The organism is Variovorax sp. Root473 (genome assembly GCF_001426505.1).
GTDB lineage: Bacteria > Pseudomonadota > Gammaproteobacteria > Burkholderiales > Burkholderiaceae_C > Variovorax.
In genome coordinates this window covers 667,590-684,642 of the sequence record NZ_LMEV01000017.1, presented here as the reverse complement: position 1 = coordinate 684,642, position 17,053 = coordinate 667,590, and the positions used below count along the sequence as shown (strand labels likewise).

General features: G+C 66.2%; 18 protein-coding genes and 1 tRNA gene. 2 read left to right on the top strand and 17 right to left on the bottom strand.

Annotated features, from left to right (window positions below; genetic code table 11):
* Window positions 1–29 precede the first annotated feature (29 nt).
* From nuoF to ASD34_RS16445, 16 genes are all read right to left on the bottom strand, one after another.
* The gene (nuoF, locus tag ASD34_RS16520) at window positions 30–1,370 is read right to left on the bottom strand and encodes an NADH-quinone oxidoreductase subunit NuoF (RefSeq protein WP_056579579.1); all 1,341 of its coding nucleotides are present in this window, start codon (window positions 1,368–1,370) and stop codon (window positions 30–32) included.
* Window positions 1,370–1,912 carry an NADH-quinone oxidoreductase subunit NuoE gene (gene nuoE, locus ASD34_RS16515; protein WP_056579577.1) on the bottom strand — a complete coding sequence of 181 codons (543 nt, stop codon included), beginning with the start codon at window positions 1,910–1,912 and terminating at the stop codon, window positions 1,370–1,372. Before nuoE ends, nuoF begins: the two co-directional genes overlap by 1 nt.
* 10 nt (window positions 1,913–1,922) lie before the next feature.
* Complete coding sequence (locus tag ASD34_RS16510; RefSeq protein ID WP_056579575.1) at window positions 1,923–3,176, bottom strand: NADH-quinone oxidoreductase subunit D; 1,254 nt, start codon at window positions 3,174–3,176, stop codon at window positions 1,923–1,925.
* A gap of 5 nt (window positions 3,177–3,181) precedes the next feature.
* Window positions 3,182–3,793, bottom strand: a complete 612-nt coding sequence (locus ASD34_RS16505) for an NADH-quinone oxidoreductase subunit C (protein ID WP_056579573.1) — start codon at window positions 3,791–3,793, stop codon at window positions 3,182–3,184.
* A gap of 13 nt (window positions 3,794–3,806) precedes the next feature.
* Window positions 3,807–4,286 carry a NuoB/complex I 20 kDa subunit family protein gene (locus ASD34_RS16500; protein WP_007837763.1) on the bottom strand — a complete coding sequence of 160 codons (480 nt, stop codon included), beginning with the start codon at window positions 4,284–4,286 and terminating at the stop codon, window positions 3,807–3,809.
* A gap of 15 nt (window positions 4,287–4,301) precedes the next feature.
* The gene (locus ASD34_RS16495; protein ID WP_055805154.1) at window positions 4,302–4,661 is read right to left on the bottom strand and encodes an NADH-quinone oxidoreductase subunit A; all 360 of its coding nucleotides are present in this window, start codon (window positions 4,659–4,661) and stop codon (window positions 4,302–4,304) included.
* Window positions 4,662–4,728: 67 nt separating this feature from the next.
* A tRNA-Leu gene (locus tag ASD34_RS16490) sits at window positions 4,729–4,813 on the bottom strand.
* Window positions 4,814–4,932: 119 nt separating this feature from the next.
* Window positions 4,933–5,343 carry a preprotein translocase subunit SecG gene (gene secG, locus ASD34_RS16485; RefSeq protein ID WP_056579571.1) on the bottom strand — a complete coding sequence of 137 codons (411 nt, stop codon included), beginning with the start codon at window positions 5,341–5,343 and terminating at the stop codon, window positions 4,933–4,935.
* A 38-nt stretch (window positions 5,344–5,381) separates the two neighbouring features.
* Complete coding sequence (tpiA, locus tag ASD34_RS16480; protein ID WP_056579570.1) at window positions 5,382–6,146, bottom strand: triose-phosphate isomerase; 765 nt, start codon at window positions 6,144–6,146, stop codon at window positions 5,382–5,384.
* Between the two features lie 13 nt (window positions 6,147–6,159).
* Window positions 6,160–7,158: an NAD(P)H-quinone oxidoreductase gene (locus ASD34_RS16475; protein WP_056579568.1), complete on the bottom strand. Its 999-nt coding sequence runs from the start codon at window positions 7,156–7,158 to the stop codon at window positions 6,160–6,162.
* 90 nt (window positions 7,159–7,248) lie between these two features.
* On the bottom strand, window positions 7,249–9,573 hold the full coding sequence (pnp, locus tag ASD34_RS16470; RefSeq protein WP_056579566.1) for a polyribonucleotide nucleotidyltransferase: 2,325 nt from the start codon (window positions 9,571–9,573) through the stop codon (window positions 7,249–7,251).
* 204 nt (window positions 9,574–9,777) lie between these two features.
* Window positions 9,778–10,044 carry a 30S ribosomal protein S15 gene (rpsO, locus tag ASD34_RS16465; protein WP_056579564.1) on the bottom strand — a complete coding sequence of 89 codons (267 nt, stop codon included), beginning with the start codon at window positions 10,042–10,044 and terminating at the stop codon, window positions 9,778–9,780.
* Window positions 10,041–11,051 carry a DMT family transporter gene (locus tag ASD34_RS16460; RefSeq protein WP_082548748.1) on the bottom strand — a complete coding sequence of 337 codons (1,011 nt, stop codon included), beginning with the start codon at window positions 11,049–11,051 and terminating at the stop codon, window positions 10,041–10,043. The genes rpsO and ASD34_RS16460 overlap by 4 nt, the downstream gene beginning before the upstream one ends.
* 108 nt (window positions 11,052–11,159) lie before the next feature.
* Complete coding sequence (locus ASD34_RS16455) at window positions 11,160–11,960, bottom strand: AraC family transcriptional regulator (protein WP_056579562.1); 801 nt, start codon at window positions 11,958–11,960, stop codon at window positions 11,160–11,162.
* A gap of 11 nt (window positions 11,961–11,971) precedes the next feature.
* Window positions 11,972–13,207: a pyridoxal phosphate-dependent aminotransferase gene (locus ASD34_RS16450; RefSeq protein WP_056579560.1), complete on the bottom strand. Its 1,236-nt coding sequence runs from the start codon at window positions 13,205–13,207 to the stop codon at window positions 11,972–11,974.
* A gap of 35 nt (window positions 13,208–13,242) precedes the next feature.
* Window positions 13,243–14,526, bottom strand: a complete 1,284-nt coding sequence (locus tag ASD34_RS16445) for a branched-chain amino acid ABC transporter substrate-binding protein (protein ID WP_056579558.1) — start codon at window positions 14,524–14,526, stop codon at window positions 13,243–13,245.
* 127 nt (window positions 14,527–14,653) lie between these two features.
* On the opposite strand from ASD34_RS16445, the gene ASD34_RS16440 reads away from it, so the two are divergent.
* Window positions 14,654–15,025 (top strand): Hsp20/alpha crystallin family protein, encoded by a 372-nt coding sequence (locus ASD34_RS16440; RefSeq protein WP_056579556.1) that lies wholly within the window; start codon window positions 14,654–14,656, stop codon window positions 15,023–15,025.
* A gap of 190 nt (window positions 15,026–15,215) precedes the next feature.
* Window positions 15,216–15,965: an alpha/beta hydrolase gene (locus ASD34_RS16435; RefSeq protein WP_056579555.1), complete on the top strand. Its 750-nt coding sequence runs from the start codon at window positions 15,216–15,218 to the stop codon at window positions 15,963–15,965.
* On the opposite strand, the gene tsaD is transcribed toward ASD34_RS16435, so the two are convergent.
* Complete coding sequence (tsaD, locus tag ASD34_RS16430) at window positions 15,910–16,962, bottom strand: tRNA (adenosine(37)-N6)-threonylcarbamoyltransferase complex transferase subunit TsaD (RefSeq protein ID WP_056579553.1); 1,053 nt, start codon at window positions 16,960–16,962, stop codon at window positions 15,910–15,912. The genes ASD34_RS16435 and tsaD overlap by 56 nt on opposite strands.
* Between the last annotated feature and the right edge of the window lie 91 nt (window positions 16,963–17,053).

Sequence of the window (17,053 nt, the reverse complement as noted above, 5' to 3'; positions counted from 1 at the left end):
GGTATTCACCTTGGGAGCGGCCCGGCGGTTCATGCCTTGACGGGCTCCGTCGGGACGTGACCCGGGATCAGGGCCTCGAACTCATGGCGGAAGTGCTTGATCATGGCGCGCACGGGCATGGCTGCCGCATCGCCGAGCGCACAGATGGTGCGGCCCATGATGTCGCCGGCCACAGAGTCCAGCAGCTGCATGTCGCTGGGCTTGCCCTGACCGTTGTGGATGCGGTCCACCACGCGGTAGAGCCAGCCCGTGCCTTCGCGGCAGGGGGTGCACTGGCCGCAGGACTCGTGCATGTAGAAGTACGAGAGGCGCTTGAGCGACTCGACCATCGACCGCGTGTCGTCCATGACGATCACGGCGCCCGAACCCAGCATGGAGCCGGCCTTGGCGATGGAGTCGTAGTCCATGGTGCAGGCCATCATGATGTCGGCCGGCAGCACCGGCGACGACGAGCCGCCGGGAATCACGGCCTTGAGCGTGCGACCCTTGCGCACGCCGCCGGCCAGTTCGAGCAGCTTGGAGAACGGCGTCCCCATCGGCACTTCGTAGTTGCCGGGCAGCTCGACGTCACCGCTCACCGAGTAGATCTTGGTGCCGCCGTTGTTCGGCTTGCCGCACTCGAGGTAGGCCTGGCCGCCGTTGCGGATGATCCAGGGCACCGCCGCGAAGGTCTCGGTGTTGTTGATGGTGGTCGGCTTGCCGTACAGGCCGAAGCTGGCCGGGAACGGCGGCTTGAAGCGCGGCTGGCCCTTCTTGCCTTCGAGCGATTCGAGCAGCGCGGTTTCTTCGCCGCAGATGTAGGCACCGAAGCCGTGGGCCGCGTGCAACTGGAAGTTGTACGTGCTGCCCATGATCTTGTCGCCGAGATAGCCGGCAGCGCGCGCCTCTTCGAGGGCGGCCTCGAAGCGGTCGTAGCTCTGGAAGATCTCGCCGTGGATGTAGTTGTAGCCCACGCTGATGCCCATCGCATACGCGGCGATGGCCATGCCTTCGATCACGATGTGCGGGTTGAACTGCAGGATGTCGCGGTCCTTGCACGTGCCGGGCTCGCCTTCGTCCGAATTGCAGACGAGGTACTTCCGGCCCGGGAACTGGCGGGGCATGAAGCTCCACTTCAGACCGGTCGGGAAGCCGGCGCCGCCGCGGCCGCGCAGACCAGAGGCCTTCACTTCGGCAATCACCTGGTCGGGCGTGAGGCCCTCGGTGAGGATCTTGCGCAGCGCCTGGTAGCCGCCGCGCGCTTCGTAGTCGGCCAGGTGCCAGTTGGTGCCGTCCAGGCCTGCATATATCTGAGCGCCGATGTGGCGGTCATGGAAGCAGGTCTGGACACCGGTGGCCTGGAATTGCGAGAGAACCTGTTCGGGCGTCATCACGAAGCCTCCCCTGGCGTGGCACTGCGCAAACCGTCGATGAGCTGGTCGAGCTTGTCGTTGCTCATGAAGCTGCACATGGTGCGGTCGTTGACCAGCATCACGGGTGAATCGGCGCAGGCGCCGAGGCATTCGCTCTGCTGCAGGGTGAACAGGCCATCGGACGTGGTCTCGCCCATCTTGATGCCGAGCTTCTTCTCGAGATGGACCAGCGCGGTCACGCCGTCGCGCAGCTGGCACGGCAGGTTGGTACACACGTTGAGCTTGAACTTGCCCACCGGATGCTGGTTGTACATGTTGTAGAAGGTCGTCACTTCGTGCACGGCGATAGGCGCCATGCCGAGGTAGGCGGCGATCTCGCGCTCGCGCTGCACGCTCACGAAGCCTTCGTCCTGCTGGACGATGGCCAGGCAGGCCATCACGGCCGACTGCTTTCCGGCTTCGGGGTACTTCGCGACCTCGCGCGCAAAGCGCTCGAGGATGGCGGCCTTCAACGGCGCCGAGGGCGCCGCGTCATGGTGATGGGTTGAGGAAGTCGTCATTCGCTCTTTCTCACCTGTCGATTTCGCCGAACACGATGTCCATCGTGCCGATCACCGCGACAGCGTCGGCAATCATGTGGCCGCGCGACATTTCGTCGAGGGCAGCGAGGTGCGGGAAGCCCGGGGCGCGGATCTTCAGGCGGTACGGCTTGTTGGCGCCGTCGCTCACGAGATAGATGCCGAACTCGCCCTTGGGGTGCTCGACGGCGGCATACGCTTCGCCTTCGGGCACGTGGAAGCCTTCGGTGAAGAGCTTGAAATGGTGGATCAGCTCCTCCATGTTCGCTTTCATCGATTCGCGCGCAGGCGCGGCAACCTTGTGGTTGTCGGTGATGACCGGACCGGGATTCACGCGCAGCCATGCCGAGCACTGCTGGATGATCCTGTTGGCCTGACGCATTTCTTCCACGCGCACGAGGTAGCGGTCGTAGCAGTCGCCAGTCTTGCCCACGGGCACATCGAACTGCATCTGGTCGTAGACGTCGTAGGGCTGCTTCTTGCGCAGGTCCCATTCGACGCCCGAGCCACGCAGCATCGGGCCGGTGAAGCCGAGGTTCAACGCGCGCTCCGGCGTGACCACGCCGATGCCCACCGTGCGTTGCTTCCAGATGCGGTTGTCGGTGAGCAGCGTTTCGTACTCGTCGACCATCTTGGGGAAGCGCTTGCAGAAATCGTCGATGAAGTCGAGCAGCGAGCCCTGGCGGTTCTCGTTGAGACGCTCGATCGCCTTCGCATTCTTGATCTTGCTGACCTTGTACTGCGGCATCGCGTCCGGCAGGTCGCGATAGACGCCACCGGGACGGAAGTACGCCGCGTGCATGCGCGCGCCGGACACGGCCTCGTACATGTCGAACAGGTCTTCACGCTCGCGGAAGCAGTAGATGAGCATGTTCATCGCACCGCAGTCCAGACCGTGCGCACCGAGCCACAGCAGGTGGTTCAGCAGGCGGGTGATCTCGGCGAACATCACGCGGATGTACTGCGCGCGAATCGGCACGTCCAGGCCCATCATCCGCTCGATGGCGAGGCAATAGGCGTGCTCGTTGGACATCATCGACACGTAGTCGAGGCGGTCCATGTAGGGCAGCGACTGGATGAAGGTGCGCGATTCGGCAAGCTTCTCGGTCGCACGGTGCAGCAGGCCGATGTGGGGGTCGGCACGCTGGATCACTTCGCCGTCCAGCTCGAGCACCAGGCGCAGCACGCCGTGTGCTGCGGGGTGCTGGGGACCGAAGTTGAGTGTGTAGTTCTTGATTTCGGCCATATCTGTCAGTGCAAACCGCCGCCGTAGTTGTCTTCGCGGATCACGCGCGGCGTGATTTCGCGCGGCTCGATCGAGACCGGCTGGTAGACCACGCGCTTCTGCTCTTCGTCGTAGCGCATCTCGACGTGACCCGACACCGGGAAGTCCTTGCGGAACGGGTGGCCGATGAAGCCGTAGTCGGTCAGGATGCGACGCAGGTCGTCGTGGCCGTCGAACACGATGCCGTACAGGTCGAAGGCCTCGCGCTCGAACCACGTGGCGGCGCTCCAGACGGGCTGGAGCGAGTCGACGACGGGCAGGTCTTCATTCGGCGCAAACACCTTGAGGCGCACGCGCTGGTTGAGGCTCACGGAAAGCAGGTGCGAGACGACACAGTAACGCTCGCCTTGCCACTCGCCTTCGCGGTAATCGGAATAGTCCATGCCGCACAGGTCGATCAGCTGCTCGAAGCGGCAGCCGGGCGCATCGCGCAGCAGCGTGGCGGCGTCGATGTAGTCAGCCGCACTCACCACAACGGTCACCTCGCCCAGCGCGAGCGTCACGCTCCTGGCCTTGGCGCCGAGCGTCTCGGCGATGGTGGCGCGCAGCACCTCCGGCGAAATTGCAAAGTCAGTCATCGTCGGCAATCTCTCAGGCGCGGGCAATGGTGTTGGTGCGGCGAATCTTCTGCTGCAGCTGGATCACGCCGTACAGCAGCGCTTCCGCGGTGGGCGGGCAACCCGGCACATAGACGTCGACCGGCACGATGCGGTCGCAGCCACGCACGACTGAATAGCTGTAGTGGTAGTAACCGCCGCCATTGGCGCACGAGCCCATCGAGAGCACCCAGCGCGGCTCGGGCATCTGGTCGTAGACCTTGCGCAGCGCCGGCGCCATCTTGTTGCACAGCGTGCCGGCCACGATCATCAGATCGGACTGGCGCGGGCTGGGGCGGAACAACATGCCAAAACGGTCGATGTCGTAGCGGGCAGCGCCCGCGTGCATCATTTCGACCGCACAGCATGCGAGGCCGAACGTCATCGGCCAGAGAGATCCGGTCTTCGCCCAGTTCACGACCGAGTCGTAGGTCGTGGTGACGAAGCCTTCTTTGAGAACGCCTTCAATGGCCATCGTGTAGCTTCCTTGTCATTCCCAGTCGAGCGCGCCTTTTTTCCACTCGTAGACAAAGCCCACGACGAGGATGGCGAGAAAGATCATCATGGCCCAAAAGCCAACAGCGCCGATTTCCTTGAGCGCAATGGCCCACGGAAAGAGAAAGGCAATCTCGAGATCGAAGAGGATGAAGAGAATCGCAACGAGGTAATAGCGCACGTCGAACTTCATGCGCGCATCCTCGAAGGCTTCGAAGCCGCACTCGTAGGGCGCGTTCTTCGCAGCATCGGGCCGATTGGGCCCAAGGATGTATCCGATGACTTGCGGGGCGACGCCTACGCCGACCCCGACCAAAATGAACAAAAGGACGGGAAGGTAGGAATCGAGGTTCATCGAGAAATTTTCACCGCTTGCCACCGACAGAAGAGCCTCTGGAGAGAGATCTTCTGCCGGTGAGATTTGGTGCGGTCGGCGAGACTCGAACTCGCACAGCTTTCGCCACTACCCCCTCAAGATAGCGTGTCTACCAATTTCACCACGACCGCGGTTTTTGACTGTCCAGATGGCATGAGGTGCCGTTGAGGCATTTGGCTTTCTGAACAGATTTAGAGTTTACCCTGAAATGAAGCCGTTTCTCACGAACGGCTGCATGAAAACAACCTGATTACTTGGCCGGAATCTGGCCGGTGCCCGAAACGGGCGCCGCAGGCGCCGAAGCGGCCTTGGCAGGTGCCGCTGCAGCGGGGATTTCGCCCGCAGCGCCCGTCGCAGGCGCGGCCGGTGCAGCAGGCGCACCCACGGCGGCGCGCTCCAGCAGGCTGCCACCGCCGGCAGGGCGTGCGTGGCTGAAGTAGGCCAGCAGCAGCGTGCAGGCAAAGAACACCGCAGCGAGCACGGCCGTGGTGCGCGAGAGGAAGTTGGCACTGCCGCTGGCGCCGAACAGGCTGCCCGCACTGCCGCTGCCGAAGGCCGCGCCCATGTCGGCACCCTTGCCGTGCTGGATCAGGATCAGGCCGATCATGGCCAGTGCCGCCAGCATTTGCACGCCGACCAGAAGATTGAGGACCACGTTCATTCGTTCTTACTCCTAAGTGATGGCTGCCGTTGCCGCGATCAGCGTGCAGCGGCAGAAATGATCTGCAGAAAGTCGGGCGCCTTGAGCGAGGCACCACCGATGAGGCCGCCGTCGATGTCGGCCTGGGCCAGCAGTTCGGCGGCATTCGCCGCGTTCATGCTGCCGCCGTACAGAATCTTGATGCCCGCGGCGTGTTCGCTTGCCGCATGGTGCAGTTGCGCACGCAGCACGGCATGCACCGCTTGCGCCTGCTCCGGCGAAGCCGTCTTGCCCGTGCCGATGGCCCAGACCGGCTCATAGGCCACGACGATCTCGCTGATGCAGTGGCCGTTCAGATGGATCACCGCAGCCAGTTGGCGCTTGACAACCTCTTCAGTCTGCCCCGCCTCGCGCTGTGCGAGGGTCTCGCCCACGCAGACGATCGGCGTGATGCCGTTCGCCAGGGCGGCCGCCGTCTTGGCCGCGACCACGTCGTCGGTTTCGCCGTGGTACTGGCGACGCTCCGAATGGCCGACGATCGCATAGCGCACACCGAAGTCCTTCAGCATGGCCGCCGATTGTTCGCCGGTGAACGCACCTTGCGGATGCGCCGAGATGTCCTGCGCACCGAGGGCCAGCGACGGCGTGTCCGCCAGCAGCGACTGCAGCTGGGCGAAGTACGGCGCAGGCGCACACAGGGCGACACCGCAAGCCGCAGGGCTGGCAGCCAACCCTTGCTGCAAGGCCTTCACCAGCGCCTCGTTGGCGGCCAGGCCGCCATTCATCTTCCAGTTGCCGGCAATCAGTTTCTTGAAGGTTGTCATCGCGTTGTTCGTCTCACCAAGTCAGCACGATCTTGCCGATGTGCTGGTTCGATTCCATCAGGGTGTGCGCCTGGGCCGCACCACTGGGTTCACCTGCCGCCGCATAGGTGCTGTGGATCACGGGCTTGACCGCGCCGCTTTCGAGCAACGGCCAGACCTTTTCGCGCAGCGCCTTGGCGATGGCGCCCTTGAACGCCACCGGCCGCGGCCGCAACGTCGAGCCGGTGATCGTGAGCCGCCGACGCAGCACGAGACCCGCGTTGATCTCGCTCTTCACGCCGCCCTGCACAGCAATGATCACGAGCCGGCCGTCCTCGGCCAGGCATTCGATCTCGCGCGCCACGTAGTCGCCCGCCACCATGTCGAGCACCACGTCCACGCCCTTGCCGCCGGTGAGCTGCTTCGCCACTTCGACGAAATCGCTCGTGCGGTAGTTGATCGCGTGGTCGGCGCCGAGTTTCAGGCAGGCCTCGCACTTGTCGTCGCTGCCGGCCGTGACGATCACGGTCGCGCCGAGCGCCTTGGCGATCTGGATCGCCGTGACGCCGATGCCGCTCGAGCCGCCCTGGATCAGCAGGGTCTCGCCCTTCTGCAGACGGCCGCGCTCGAACACGTTGCTCCAGACGGTGAAGAAGGTCTCGGGCAGCGAGGCCGCCTCGATGTCGCTCCAGCCCTTGGGCACCGGCAGGCATTGCGCCACGGGCGCCACGCACAGCTCGGCATAGCCGCCACCGGCGACCAGCGCGCACACGCGGTCGCCGACCTTGAAGCCCGCGTCGGCCAGCGCCTTGGCGTCGCCCGACACGATCTCGCCGGCCACCTCGAGGCCCGGCAGGTCGGAGGCGCCAGGCGGCACGGGGTAGTGCCCCATCCGCTGCAGCACGTCCGGGCGATTCACGCCACTGGCCGCCACGCGGATCAGAAGCTCGCCCTCGCCCGCGACCGGGTCGGGGCGCGCAGCGACGCGCAGCACCTCAGGGGCACCGTACGAAGTGATCTCAATGGCTTTCATGGGGGTCTCCGAGGCTCGGATGCCCGCACAAGGCGGGCATCACCAACTGTCCACGAGAGGCGACGGCACCAGGCCGTCGCACCTCACTGCTTACTCCTGCGGTTCGCGCGGCGCTTGCGGCTGCGACTCGCCGGCGGGCTGCTGTTGCTGCTCGCCGCGGGGTTGCTGCTGCTGGTCGTTGAAGCGCGGTGCGCGCTCGCCACGGTCGCCGCCGCGGTCGCCACGGTCACCGCGGTCCGAACGCTCGCGGCGGTCGCCACGATCACCACGGTCTTCGCGCGGCGGGCGCTCGCTGTATTCCATGCCGGCCGGACGCTCGGTCAGGGCTTTCATGGACAGCTTGACGCGGCCCTTTTCGTCGGTCTCGAGAACCTTGACCTTCACGATCTGGCCTTCGCTCAGGTAGTCGGTCACCTTCTCGACACGCTCATGCGCGATCTGGCTGATGTGCAGCAGGCCGTCCTTGCCGGGCAGCAGGTTGACCAGCGCGCCGAAGTCCAGGATCTTGGTGATCGGGCCTTCGTAGACCTTGCCGATTTCGACTTCGGCAGTGATCTGCTCGATGCGCTTCTTGGCGAATTCGGCCTTTTCCGGATCGGTCGAGGCGATGGTGATGGTGCCGTCTTCGTCGATGTTGATCGTCGTGCCGGTTTCTTCCTGCAGGCCGCGAATGACCGCGCCGCCCTTGCCGATCACGTCGCGGATCTTCTCGGGGTTGATCTTCAGCGTGGTCAGGCGCGGCGCGAACTGCGACACGTCGGCCTTGGCCTCGCCCATCGCTTCTTGCATCTTGCCCAGGATGTGCATGCGCGCTTCCTTGGCCTGTGCCAGTGCGACCTGCATGATTTCCTTGGTGATGCCCTGGATCTTGATGTCCATCTGCAGCGCGGTGATGCCGTTGGTCGTGCCGGCCACCTTGAAGTCCATGTCGCCCAGATGATCTTCATCGCCCAGGATGTCGGTCAGCACGGCGAAGCGGTTGTCTTCCTTGATCAGGCCCATGGCGATACCGGCCACGTGCGCCTTCATGGGCACGCCGGCGTCCATCATCGAGAGGCAGCCGCCGCAGACCGAAGCCATCGACGAGGAGCCGTTCGACTCGGTGATTTCCGACACCACGCGGATGGTGTACGGGAATTCTTCCTTGGTCGGCAGCACAGCGACGAGCGCGCGCTTGGCCAGGCGGCCGTGACCCACTTCGCGGCGCTTGGTGGAGCCCATGCGGCCCACTTCACCGGTGGCAAAGGGAGGCATGTTGTAGTGGAACAGGAAGCGGTCTTCGTACTCGCCGGCCAGCGCGTCGATGCGCTGTGCGTCGCGCTCGGTGCCGAGCGTCGTGACGACCAGGCCCTGCGTCTCGCCGCGCGTGAACAGCGCCGAGCCGTGGGTGCGGGGCAGCACGGAGTTGCGGATTTCGATGGGGCGCACGGTGCGCGTGTCGCGACCGTCGATGCGCGGCTCGCCTTGCAGGATCTGGCCACGCACGATGCGCGACTCGATCGCGAACAGCAGGTCGCTGACCTTGCCGGCATCGAACTCGGCGCCTTCGGCCTTCAGGGCCGCGAAGACGCTGGCATTGGCTTCGCGCAGGGCTTGGGTGCGGGCTTGCTTGCTGCGGATCTGGTAGACGGCGCGCAGCTTTTCTTCGGCCAGGCCGTTGATCTTGGCGATGAACTCTTCGTCCTTGGCCTCAGGCACCCAGGTGCCTTCCTTGAGCCATTCCGGCTTGCCGGCGTCGCGCACGAGATCGTGGATCGCGTTGATCGCGATGTTGGCTTGCTCGTGACCGAACACCACACCGCCCAGCATGATTTCTTCGCTGAGCTGCTGGGCTTCGGACTCGACCATCAGCACGGCGGCTTGCGTGCCGGCGACGACGAGGTCCATCTGCGAATCCTTGCGGGCCGTGGGACCCGGATTCAGTACGTACTGGCCATTGATGTAGCCCACGCGGGCGGCGCCGATCGGGCCGCTGAACGGGATGCCGGAGATCGACAGCGCGGCGCTCACGCCGATCATGGCGGCGATGTCGGCGTCGACTTCAGGGTTCAGCGACACGGTGTGGATCACCACGTGCACTTCGTTCAGGAAACCTTCGGGGAACAGCGGGCGGATCGGGCGGTCGATCAGGCGGCTGGTCAGGGTTTCGTGCTCGCTGGGCTTGGCTTCGCGCTTGAAGAAGCTGCCAGGGATCTTGCCGGCGGCGTAGGTCTTCTCGATGTAGTCGACGGTCAGCGGGAAGAAATCCTGGCCGGGCTTGGCGGTCTTGGAAGCGACCACGGTCGCCAGGATCACGGTGCCGTCAATGTCGACCAGCACGGCGCCGGTCGCCTGGCGGGCGATTTCACCGGTTTCCATGACGACAGTCTTGTCGCCCCACTGGAAGGACTTGGTGATTTTGTTGAAGAGGCTCATTGTTGCTCCTATTTTGATAGCGAATCACACAGGATTCGCAAGGGGCGGAGGCTGCTCAGAACACGATGCCATTCCAGCGAAGCTCGGGGTGAACTTCATTGGAATGACACAGCTTCGCTCTGTTGGGCACTCCGAAAGTGGATCGCGAAGTAAAAAACGCCTGAGCTAGCGGACTAACCCAGGCGTTTTTTCATGCGATTCGAATTACTTGCGCAGGCCCAGCTTGGCGATCAGCGCGGTGTAACGCTCGGCGTCCTTGGACTTGAGGTAGTCGAGGAGCTTGCGACGGCGGCTGACCATGCGCAGCAGGCCGCGACGACCGTGGTGGTCCTTGGCGTGCGTCTTGAAGTGGGGGGTCAGCTCGTTGATACGCGCGGTCAGCAGTGCGACTTGCACTTCGGGGCTGCCGGTGTCGTTGGCTGCACGGGCGTTGTCCTTGACAACTTCGGCCTTGATGGAGGCTGCGATCATGTTGAATTTCCTTGTTCCGGGATGTTTGACTTGCGGTGAGCACTGGAACTGCCCTCACCGTGCGCCTTGCGGCATGCAAAGCTTTGGGAGTATACATCGGCCGGCTTGACCGCTCCTTCCCGCCGCCTTCCGTCGAGTGACACCAGCCCCACGGCCCCCAGCACGCAGGCAGCCCCGGCGATCTGCGCCCCCCCCACCGCCTCCCCGAGCCACCACGCAGCCAGGACCAGCGCCGACACCGGCATCAGCGCCGTGAACAGCGCCGCCTCGGCGCCCCGCAGCCGGGCGGCGCCCGCGTACCACAGCAGGAAGCCCGCCACCGTCGGCACCAGCGCGTAGTAAGCCACCCCGGCCAGCGCCTCGGCGGGCACCTGGTGAAGCCAGGCGCGCTCCAGCAGCGCGGGAATCACGGACAGCAAGAATCCCAGCGCGACCATCGCCGTCGACTGCACGAGCGGCGCCAGCGGCACGCGCAACCGCTTGTTGAGCAGGATGAACAACGACTCGAGCGCTACCGCGCCCAGCACCAGAAGGTTGCCGAGCAGCGCGGTCGACGAGCGCTCGCCAGCCCCGTCGCCCGGGCGCAGCGTGATCGCCAGCACACCCAGGCTCGCGAGCACGATTCCACCGATCAGGTAGCGCCCCGGTCGCTCGCGCAACGCCAGCACGGCCACCAGCGCAGCCATGGCGGGCAGCGTGCCGCTCACCACGCCCGCATCGGCGGCCGGGGCCCAGCGCACGCCCAGAATCAGCAGCACCGTGTAGCCAACGCTGCCCGCGGCCGCCTGGCACAGCAGCAGCACGGCATCATGGCGATCGGGGCGCGGCCAGCGGACGCGCATGAACCACATCAACGCCGCGAACACGGGCAGCGCCAGCCCAAAGCGCAATGCAGTCGCCGTGAACGGCGGCAGGCCGCTCGCGATGAGCTTGCTCGCCACCACCGTGCTGCCGACCGTGACCATCGCGAGCGCACACAGCCACATTCCCTTGCTTCGTTCCGACATGCTTGTTCGCCTTTCGATTGCGTTGGCAACCACAAAGGCGCGAGCGTCTCCCGCCGGGGCGGCCGCGGTCTTGAACGAAATTGCAGAGAGGAAGGAAAGAGAAGAAATTCAGCCGCCGCGCGCCGCCGCATACGCGCCGGGCGTGAAGCCCAGGAAGCGCACGAACGCCCGCGTCATGTGGCTCTGATCGGCAAAGCCCGCCTCGGCCGCGGCATCAGCCAGTGCCCTGCCCTGCGCGATCAGTTGCCGGGCGCGCGACAGCCGACACTGCTGCAGCCAGGCATGCGGCGGCAGGCCGAAGGCGGCCGCAAAGCCGCGCAGCAATTGGTAGCGGCTCAGGTCCGCCTCGCGTGCCAGTTCGGCGAGCGTGGGCGCGTGGATGCAATCGTCGGCGATGCGCGCACGGGCGCGTTCCATCGCGGCCGGCGCCACGCTTTTCGGCAATTCCAGGGCCCGCGCACCAGGCGCATTGCGCAGCAGCTGCAGCACGCCCTGCTCCAGCGCCAGCGCGTCATCGCCTTCGACGACGCCCGTGAACAGCCGGTCGAAGCCCAGCCGCAGCGCCGGATCGCTCAGCACCGGCCGCGTCAGCTCGAAGCCCTGCGGCACGCCATCCGACAGCAGCGCAGGTGCCAGATGCAGCATGCGCCAGGCCCGCGCTTCGCCGCGCATCGCGATGCCGTCGTGCACCTCGCCCGGATTCACAGTGATCACGTCGCCGCGCACCGCCTCGACCGCGCCGCGCCCGCTGGCCGAGCGCTGTCCGCCGCGGTCCATCACGCCAATGCCGAACACGTCGTGCATGTGGCGCGGAAAGCTGCGGTTCGATTCGGCCGCGATCGCCTGCAGGCCCGGCAGCGCCGATCCGCGGATGCGCACGGCATCGACGGACGCGGACCTCGATGCCATGCCGGAAGGCCTCAGCGCGCCTGCTGGGCCAGCCAGCCACGCAGCCGCTCGACACCCTGCACCAGCCTCTGCGGGTCTTTCGACGCGAAGCACCAGCGCAGCCAGCCTTGCGCCTCGGGCGCGAAGGCGTTGCCCGGCGCGAGCCCCAGGCCCGCTTCAGCGACGAGGCGCTTGGCGAGTTCGAGCGAATCGCCAAAACCTTCGAGCCGGAAGAAGGCGTACATGCCGCCCTTGGCCGGTGCCACCTGCACGCCTGGAACGGCTGCCAGCAGCGGCACCAGCGTGTCGCGGCAGTGCTTCAGGTGCGCGACCACGCGCGGCGTGATGTCCGCCGTGTGCTCCAGCGCCGCGATGGCGGCGCGCTGCGTGAACACGCTGGCGCACGAGGTGTTGAACTCGATCAGCTTGCCGATACCGTCGACCATCGCCGGCGGCAGCACCAGCCAGCCAAGGCGCCAGCCGGTCATGAGGAAGCTCTTCGAGAAGCTGTGCGTGACGACGAGGCGGTCGTCGGGCGTCGAGATGTCGAGGAAGCTCGGCGCGCAGCCATTCGAATCAAGTTCCCTCCCGAGGGCTTCGCCCTCCCCCCCAGGGGGCGAGTCCGCCTTGAGGCGGCTCGGCGCCGGAGTCGGCTCGAAGTACAGCCGCTCGTACACCTCGTCGGCGAGGATCCACGTGCCAGTCGCGCGGCAATGGTCGAGCACGGCCTGCTGCTCGTCGCGCGTCATCGTCCAGCCCGTGGGGTTGTTCGGCGCGTTGACGATCAGCAGCTTCGTCTTGGGCGTGATCGCCGCGCGCAATGCGGGCAGGTCGAGCGTCCACTGGCCGTTCATCGGCACCAGCGACACGGTGCGCACTTGCGCGCCCATGATTGCCGGCTGCGCCGTGAGGTTGGGCCACACGGGTGTGACCGCAACCACGTCGTCGCCCGCGTCGACCAGCGCCTGCACCGCGAGCATCAGCGCGCTCACGCCGCCCGAGGTGACCGCGATGCGCGAGGCGTCGACCACCGGGTGCAGGCGGCTCGTGTAGCGCGCGATGGCTTCGCGCAGCTCGGGCAGGCCGAGGTTGTGCGCGTAGAAGGTTTCGCCGCGCTGCAGCGACTCGATGGCCGCCTGGCGGATCACCTCGGGAGTGACCTCGTCGCTCTCGCCGAACCAGAAGGCGAGCACGTCGTCGCGGCCCATGCCGGCATTGGCGACTTCGCGGATCTTCGAGGCTTCGAGATTGTGGATGGCTTCACGCATGTCTGGGGATTCCTGTGCTGTCGGGGTCGTCTGTTTCAGGGGCGCTTCATCTTGCAAGAGGTGGGCTGCTCGGCGCGCTCGGGCGCGATCGTCTTGATCACGCGGAAGCCGTAGCCCGAGCCCTCGACGTCGAACTGCACGCCGGGCTTGCCCTGCCTGTCCATCACGCCGACCACGAGCTGCTGCTGGAACTGGTGGTCCGCCGCACGCATGCGCCCGCGCTGGCCGTACAGGCTCACGTCGGCCTGCTCCAGCGCGCGCGCCAGCGGCACGGCGTCGGTGCTGCCCGCGCGCTCCAGCGCCTGCGCGAGCGACTCGACCAGCAGCTGCATGCGCATGTGCACGTAGTCGTCGGCCGGCCGCGGAAAGCGCGTGCGGAAGGCCCGATAGAAGGCCTCGGACTGCGGCGTCTGCACGTTCGGCAGCCAGTCGGCCACGGCGACCACGCGGCCGATGCCCGCGTCGCCGATGGCGGCGGGCGCGCCCAGCGCATTGCCGTAGAAGGTGTAGAAGCTGCCGTTGAAACCGGCTTCACGCGCGGCCTTCACGAGCAGCGTGAGGTCGTTCCCCCAGTTGCCAGTGACCACCGCCTGTGCACCGCTCGCGAGGATCTTGGAGGCATAGGGCGCGAAGTCCTTCACCTTGCCCATCGGGTGCAGTTCGTCGCCGACGATGTCCACGTCGGGGCGCTGCACGCCAAGCTGGCGGCGCGCTTCGCGCAGCACGGCCTGGCCGAAGCTGTAGTCCTGGCCGATCAGGTAGACGCGCTTGAGCGCCGCGTCGTCTTTCATCACATCCATCAGCGCGGCCACGCGCATGTCGGCGTGGGCGTCGAAGCGGAAGTGCCAGAAGCTGCAGCGCTCGTTGGTCAGCACCGGATCAACGGCCGAGTAGTTCAGGAAGATCGCGCGCCGCGACGGGTCGCGCTCGTTGTTCTTGTCGATGGCATCGACCAGCGCCGCGGCCGTCACCGACGAGTTGCCCTGCAGCACGATGCGGGTGCCGTCGTCCATGGCCGCGCGCAGCGCCGACAGCGCTTCTTCGTTCTGGCCCTTGCTGTCGTAGCGGTCAAGCTGCAGCGGCCGTGCGCCGCCGGGCAGCTTCACGCCGCCGCGTGCGTTCACGCGCTCCACGGCCCACAGCAGGTTGCGGAACACCGCCTCGCCGGTGTTGGCAAAGGGGCCACTCATGCTCTCGATGAGCGCCAGCCGGATGGGTGCGGGTTGCGGGGCCTGCGCGAAGCCGGCGAACGGGGTCGCGCATAGCGCCGCCGCTGCGAATTTCAAGGTCTGGCGACGCCAAATAAAGGGGGATTTCATTGTCTTGAAACGCGTGCCGGTGCGCCTAGATGAGGTGTCAAGCGGCACTCACGATGGAAAGGCCGCGCAGTGTAAGGGACACACATTCCATGTCCCCGTTGTGTTCATTCATCCAGGAGTTTCAGCCATGTTTTTCGCCCCCACCCTGCGCACCGCGCATTTCGCTCCCCGTGCTCACGACCGTGCTTTCGAGCGCTTCGTGAACGAGGCTTTCGCCGGCGCCCGCCGCTCGCCCCTGGTCGAGCAGGACGACAAGAGCTGGACGCTGTCGCTCGATGTGCCCGGCCTGTCGCGTGACGACCTGTCGGTGGCCATCGAAGGCGCCGTGGTCCGCATCGAAAGCAAGGCCGACGCCAAGCGCCAGATCAAGCATGCCTACGAGCTGCCGCAAGCCATCGACCTGGCCGCCAGCGAAGCCAGGCTGGAGCACGGCGTGCTGACCTTGAAGCTCGGCAAGCTGGTGCCCGCAAGCCAGGTTTCGCACTTGCAGATCAACTAGCCCGAGCGATGTCCCCACGAAGAAAATGTTAGTGACAGCTTGTTTTGACTTTAAACAAGCGCGGTATTCACAATAGTGCCGGATAACGTCACATGATGTGACGATTTATTAGTACTTTCTTCTTCGTGGGCATCTCGTAAACGCATCGAGTTCCCGGGCGGTGCGGACAGCGGGTGTGCCTCAAGGCACCATGAAAACGCACCTGCAGTCAGCCAATGACAACGAACGGTCCGACACGCTCCTGATCTTCCTGCCAGGGGCGTACCTCAAACCCGAAGAGTTCGAGCGCGAGGGTTTCATCAGCGCCGTGCGCGAGCGGCACCTCGCCGCCGACGCGCTGCTGGTCGATGCGGACGTCTCCTACTACTACGACCAGACCCTCAGCGAGCGATTGCACGCCGACGTCATCGAGCCGCAGCGCGCCAGGGGCTACACCTCGATCTGGCTGGTCGGCATTTCCATTGGCGGCTTCGGCGCGCTGATCCACGAGCTGGCGCGGCCGGGCTCGGTGGACGGCATCGTGGCGCTGGCGCCCTACCTCGGGCGCCGCGTGCTCGGCGCGGAGATCAAGAAGGCCGGCGGGCTGCGGGCCTGGCAGGCGCCCACAGGGCCGCAGCCCGACGAAGAACCCGACCGCAAGCTCTGGCCCTTCTTCCAGCAGTACCTGGCGCCGAAGCCTTCCAAGGACCTGCCGCCGCTGTATCTGGGCTTCGGCCTGGCCGACCGCTTTGCGAGCAACCACAAGCTGCTGGCCGACGCCCTGCCGCCAGGGCGCGTGTTCACCACCGAAGGCGGCCATGAGTGGCCCGAGTGGCGCCAGCTCTGGCGCAACGTGCTTGACGTGCTGCCGCTGCCCTCGCTGGGACGCGGCACACACGCGCCAGCTATGCGGGCGGCGTCTCGGGCGTCATCAGCGATGCCATCGGCCATCGCGGCTTGACGTCGAAGGCGTAGCGCTCCGAGGCCTGCGACAAGCCCGACTGCAGCCGCATCGCGGCGGCCATCGCGATCATGGCGCCGTTGTCGGTGCACAGGTGCAGCTCGGGGTAGTGCACGCGCACCTTGCGCTTCGCACACGCTGCGTTCAGCTGCTCGCGCAGGTTCCTGTTGGCGCCCACGCCGCCCGCCACCACCAGCCGCTTCTGGCCGGTCTGGTCCAGCGCCGCGAGCGACTTCTTCAGCAGCACTTCGACGATGGCTGCCTGCGTGGATGCCGCCAGGTCGGCCTTGCGCGCCTCGAGCTGGTCGCCGAGCTTCTTGGCCTGCGTGAGCACGGCCGTCTTCAGGCCGGCGAACGAAAAGTCGAGATCGCCGCTGTGCAGCAGGGGGCGCGGCAGCTTGAAAGCGGCGGCGTCGCCGTCTTCGGCCAGTTTCGCGAGCCAGGGGCCGCCGGGATACGGCAGGCCCATGAGCTTGGCACTCTTGTCGAAGGCCTCGCCGGCCGCGTCGTCGATGGTTTCCCCGAGCAGTTCGTAGCGGCCCACGCCGTCGACCCGCATCAGCTGCGTATGGCCACCGGACACCAGCAGCGCCACGAACGGGAATTCGGGCGGGTCGGCGCTCAGGAACGGCGACAGCAGGTGCCCTTCGAGGTGATGCACCCCCAGCACCGGCTTGCCCAGCGCCACGCCGAGCGCGCAGGCCACGCCCGCGCCCACGAGCAGCGCGCCGGCCAGGCCCGGGCCGCGCGTGTAGGCGACCACGTCGATCTCGGCGAGCGAGCGCCCGGCCTCGGCCATGACGGCTTCGGTGAGCGGCAGCACGCGGCGGATGTGGTCGCGGCTGGCCAGCTCGGGCACCACGCCGCCGTAGGCCTGGTGCATGGCGATCTGGCTGTGCAGCGCGTGCGAACGCAGCAGCGGCAGTGCGTCGCCGTGCGACTCGACCAGCGCCACGCCAGTCTCGTCGCAGGATGATTCGATTCCCAACAAGAGCATGGCGCCGAGTGTAGGGGCCGCCCGCCGGCGGCGCCCGCGAAGGGGCAAGCGAGGCACGGAAGTTGCACAAGCGGAAGGCGCCCCTTCTGCG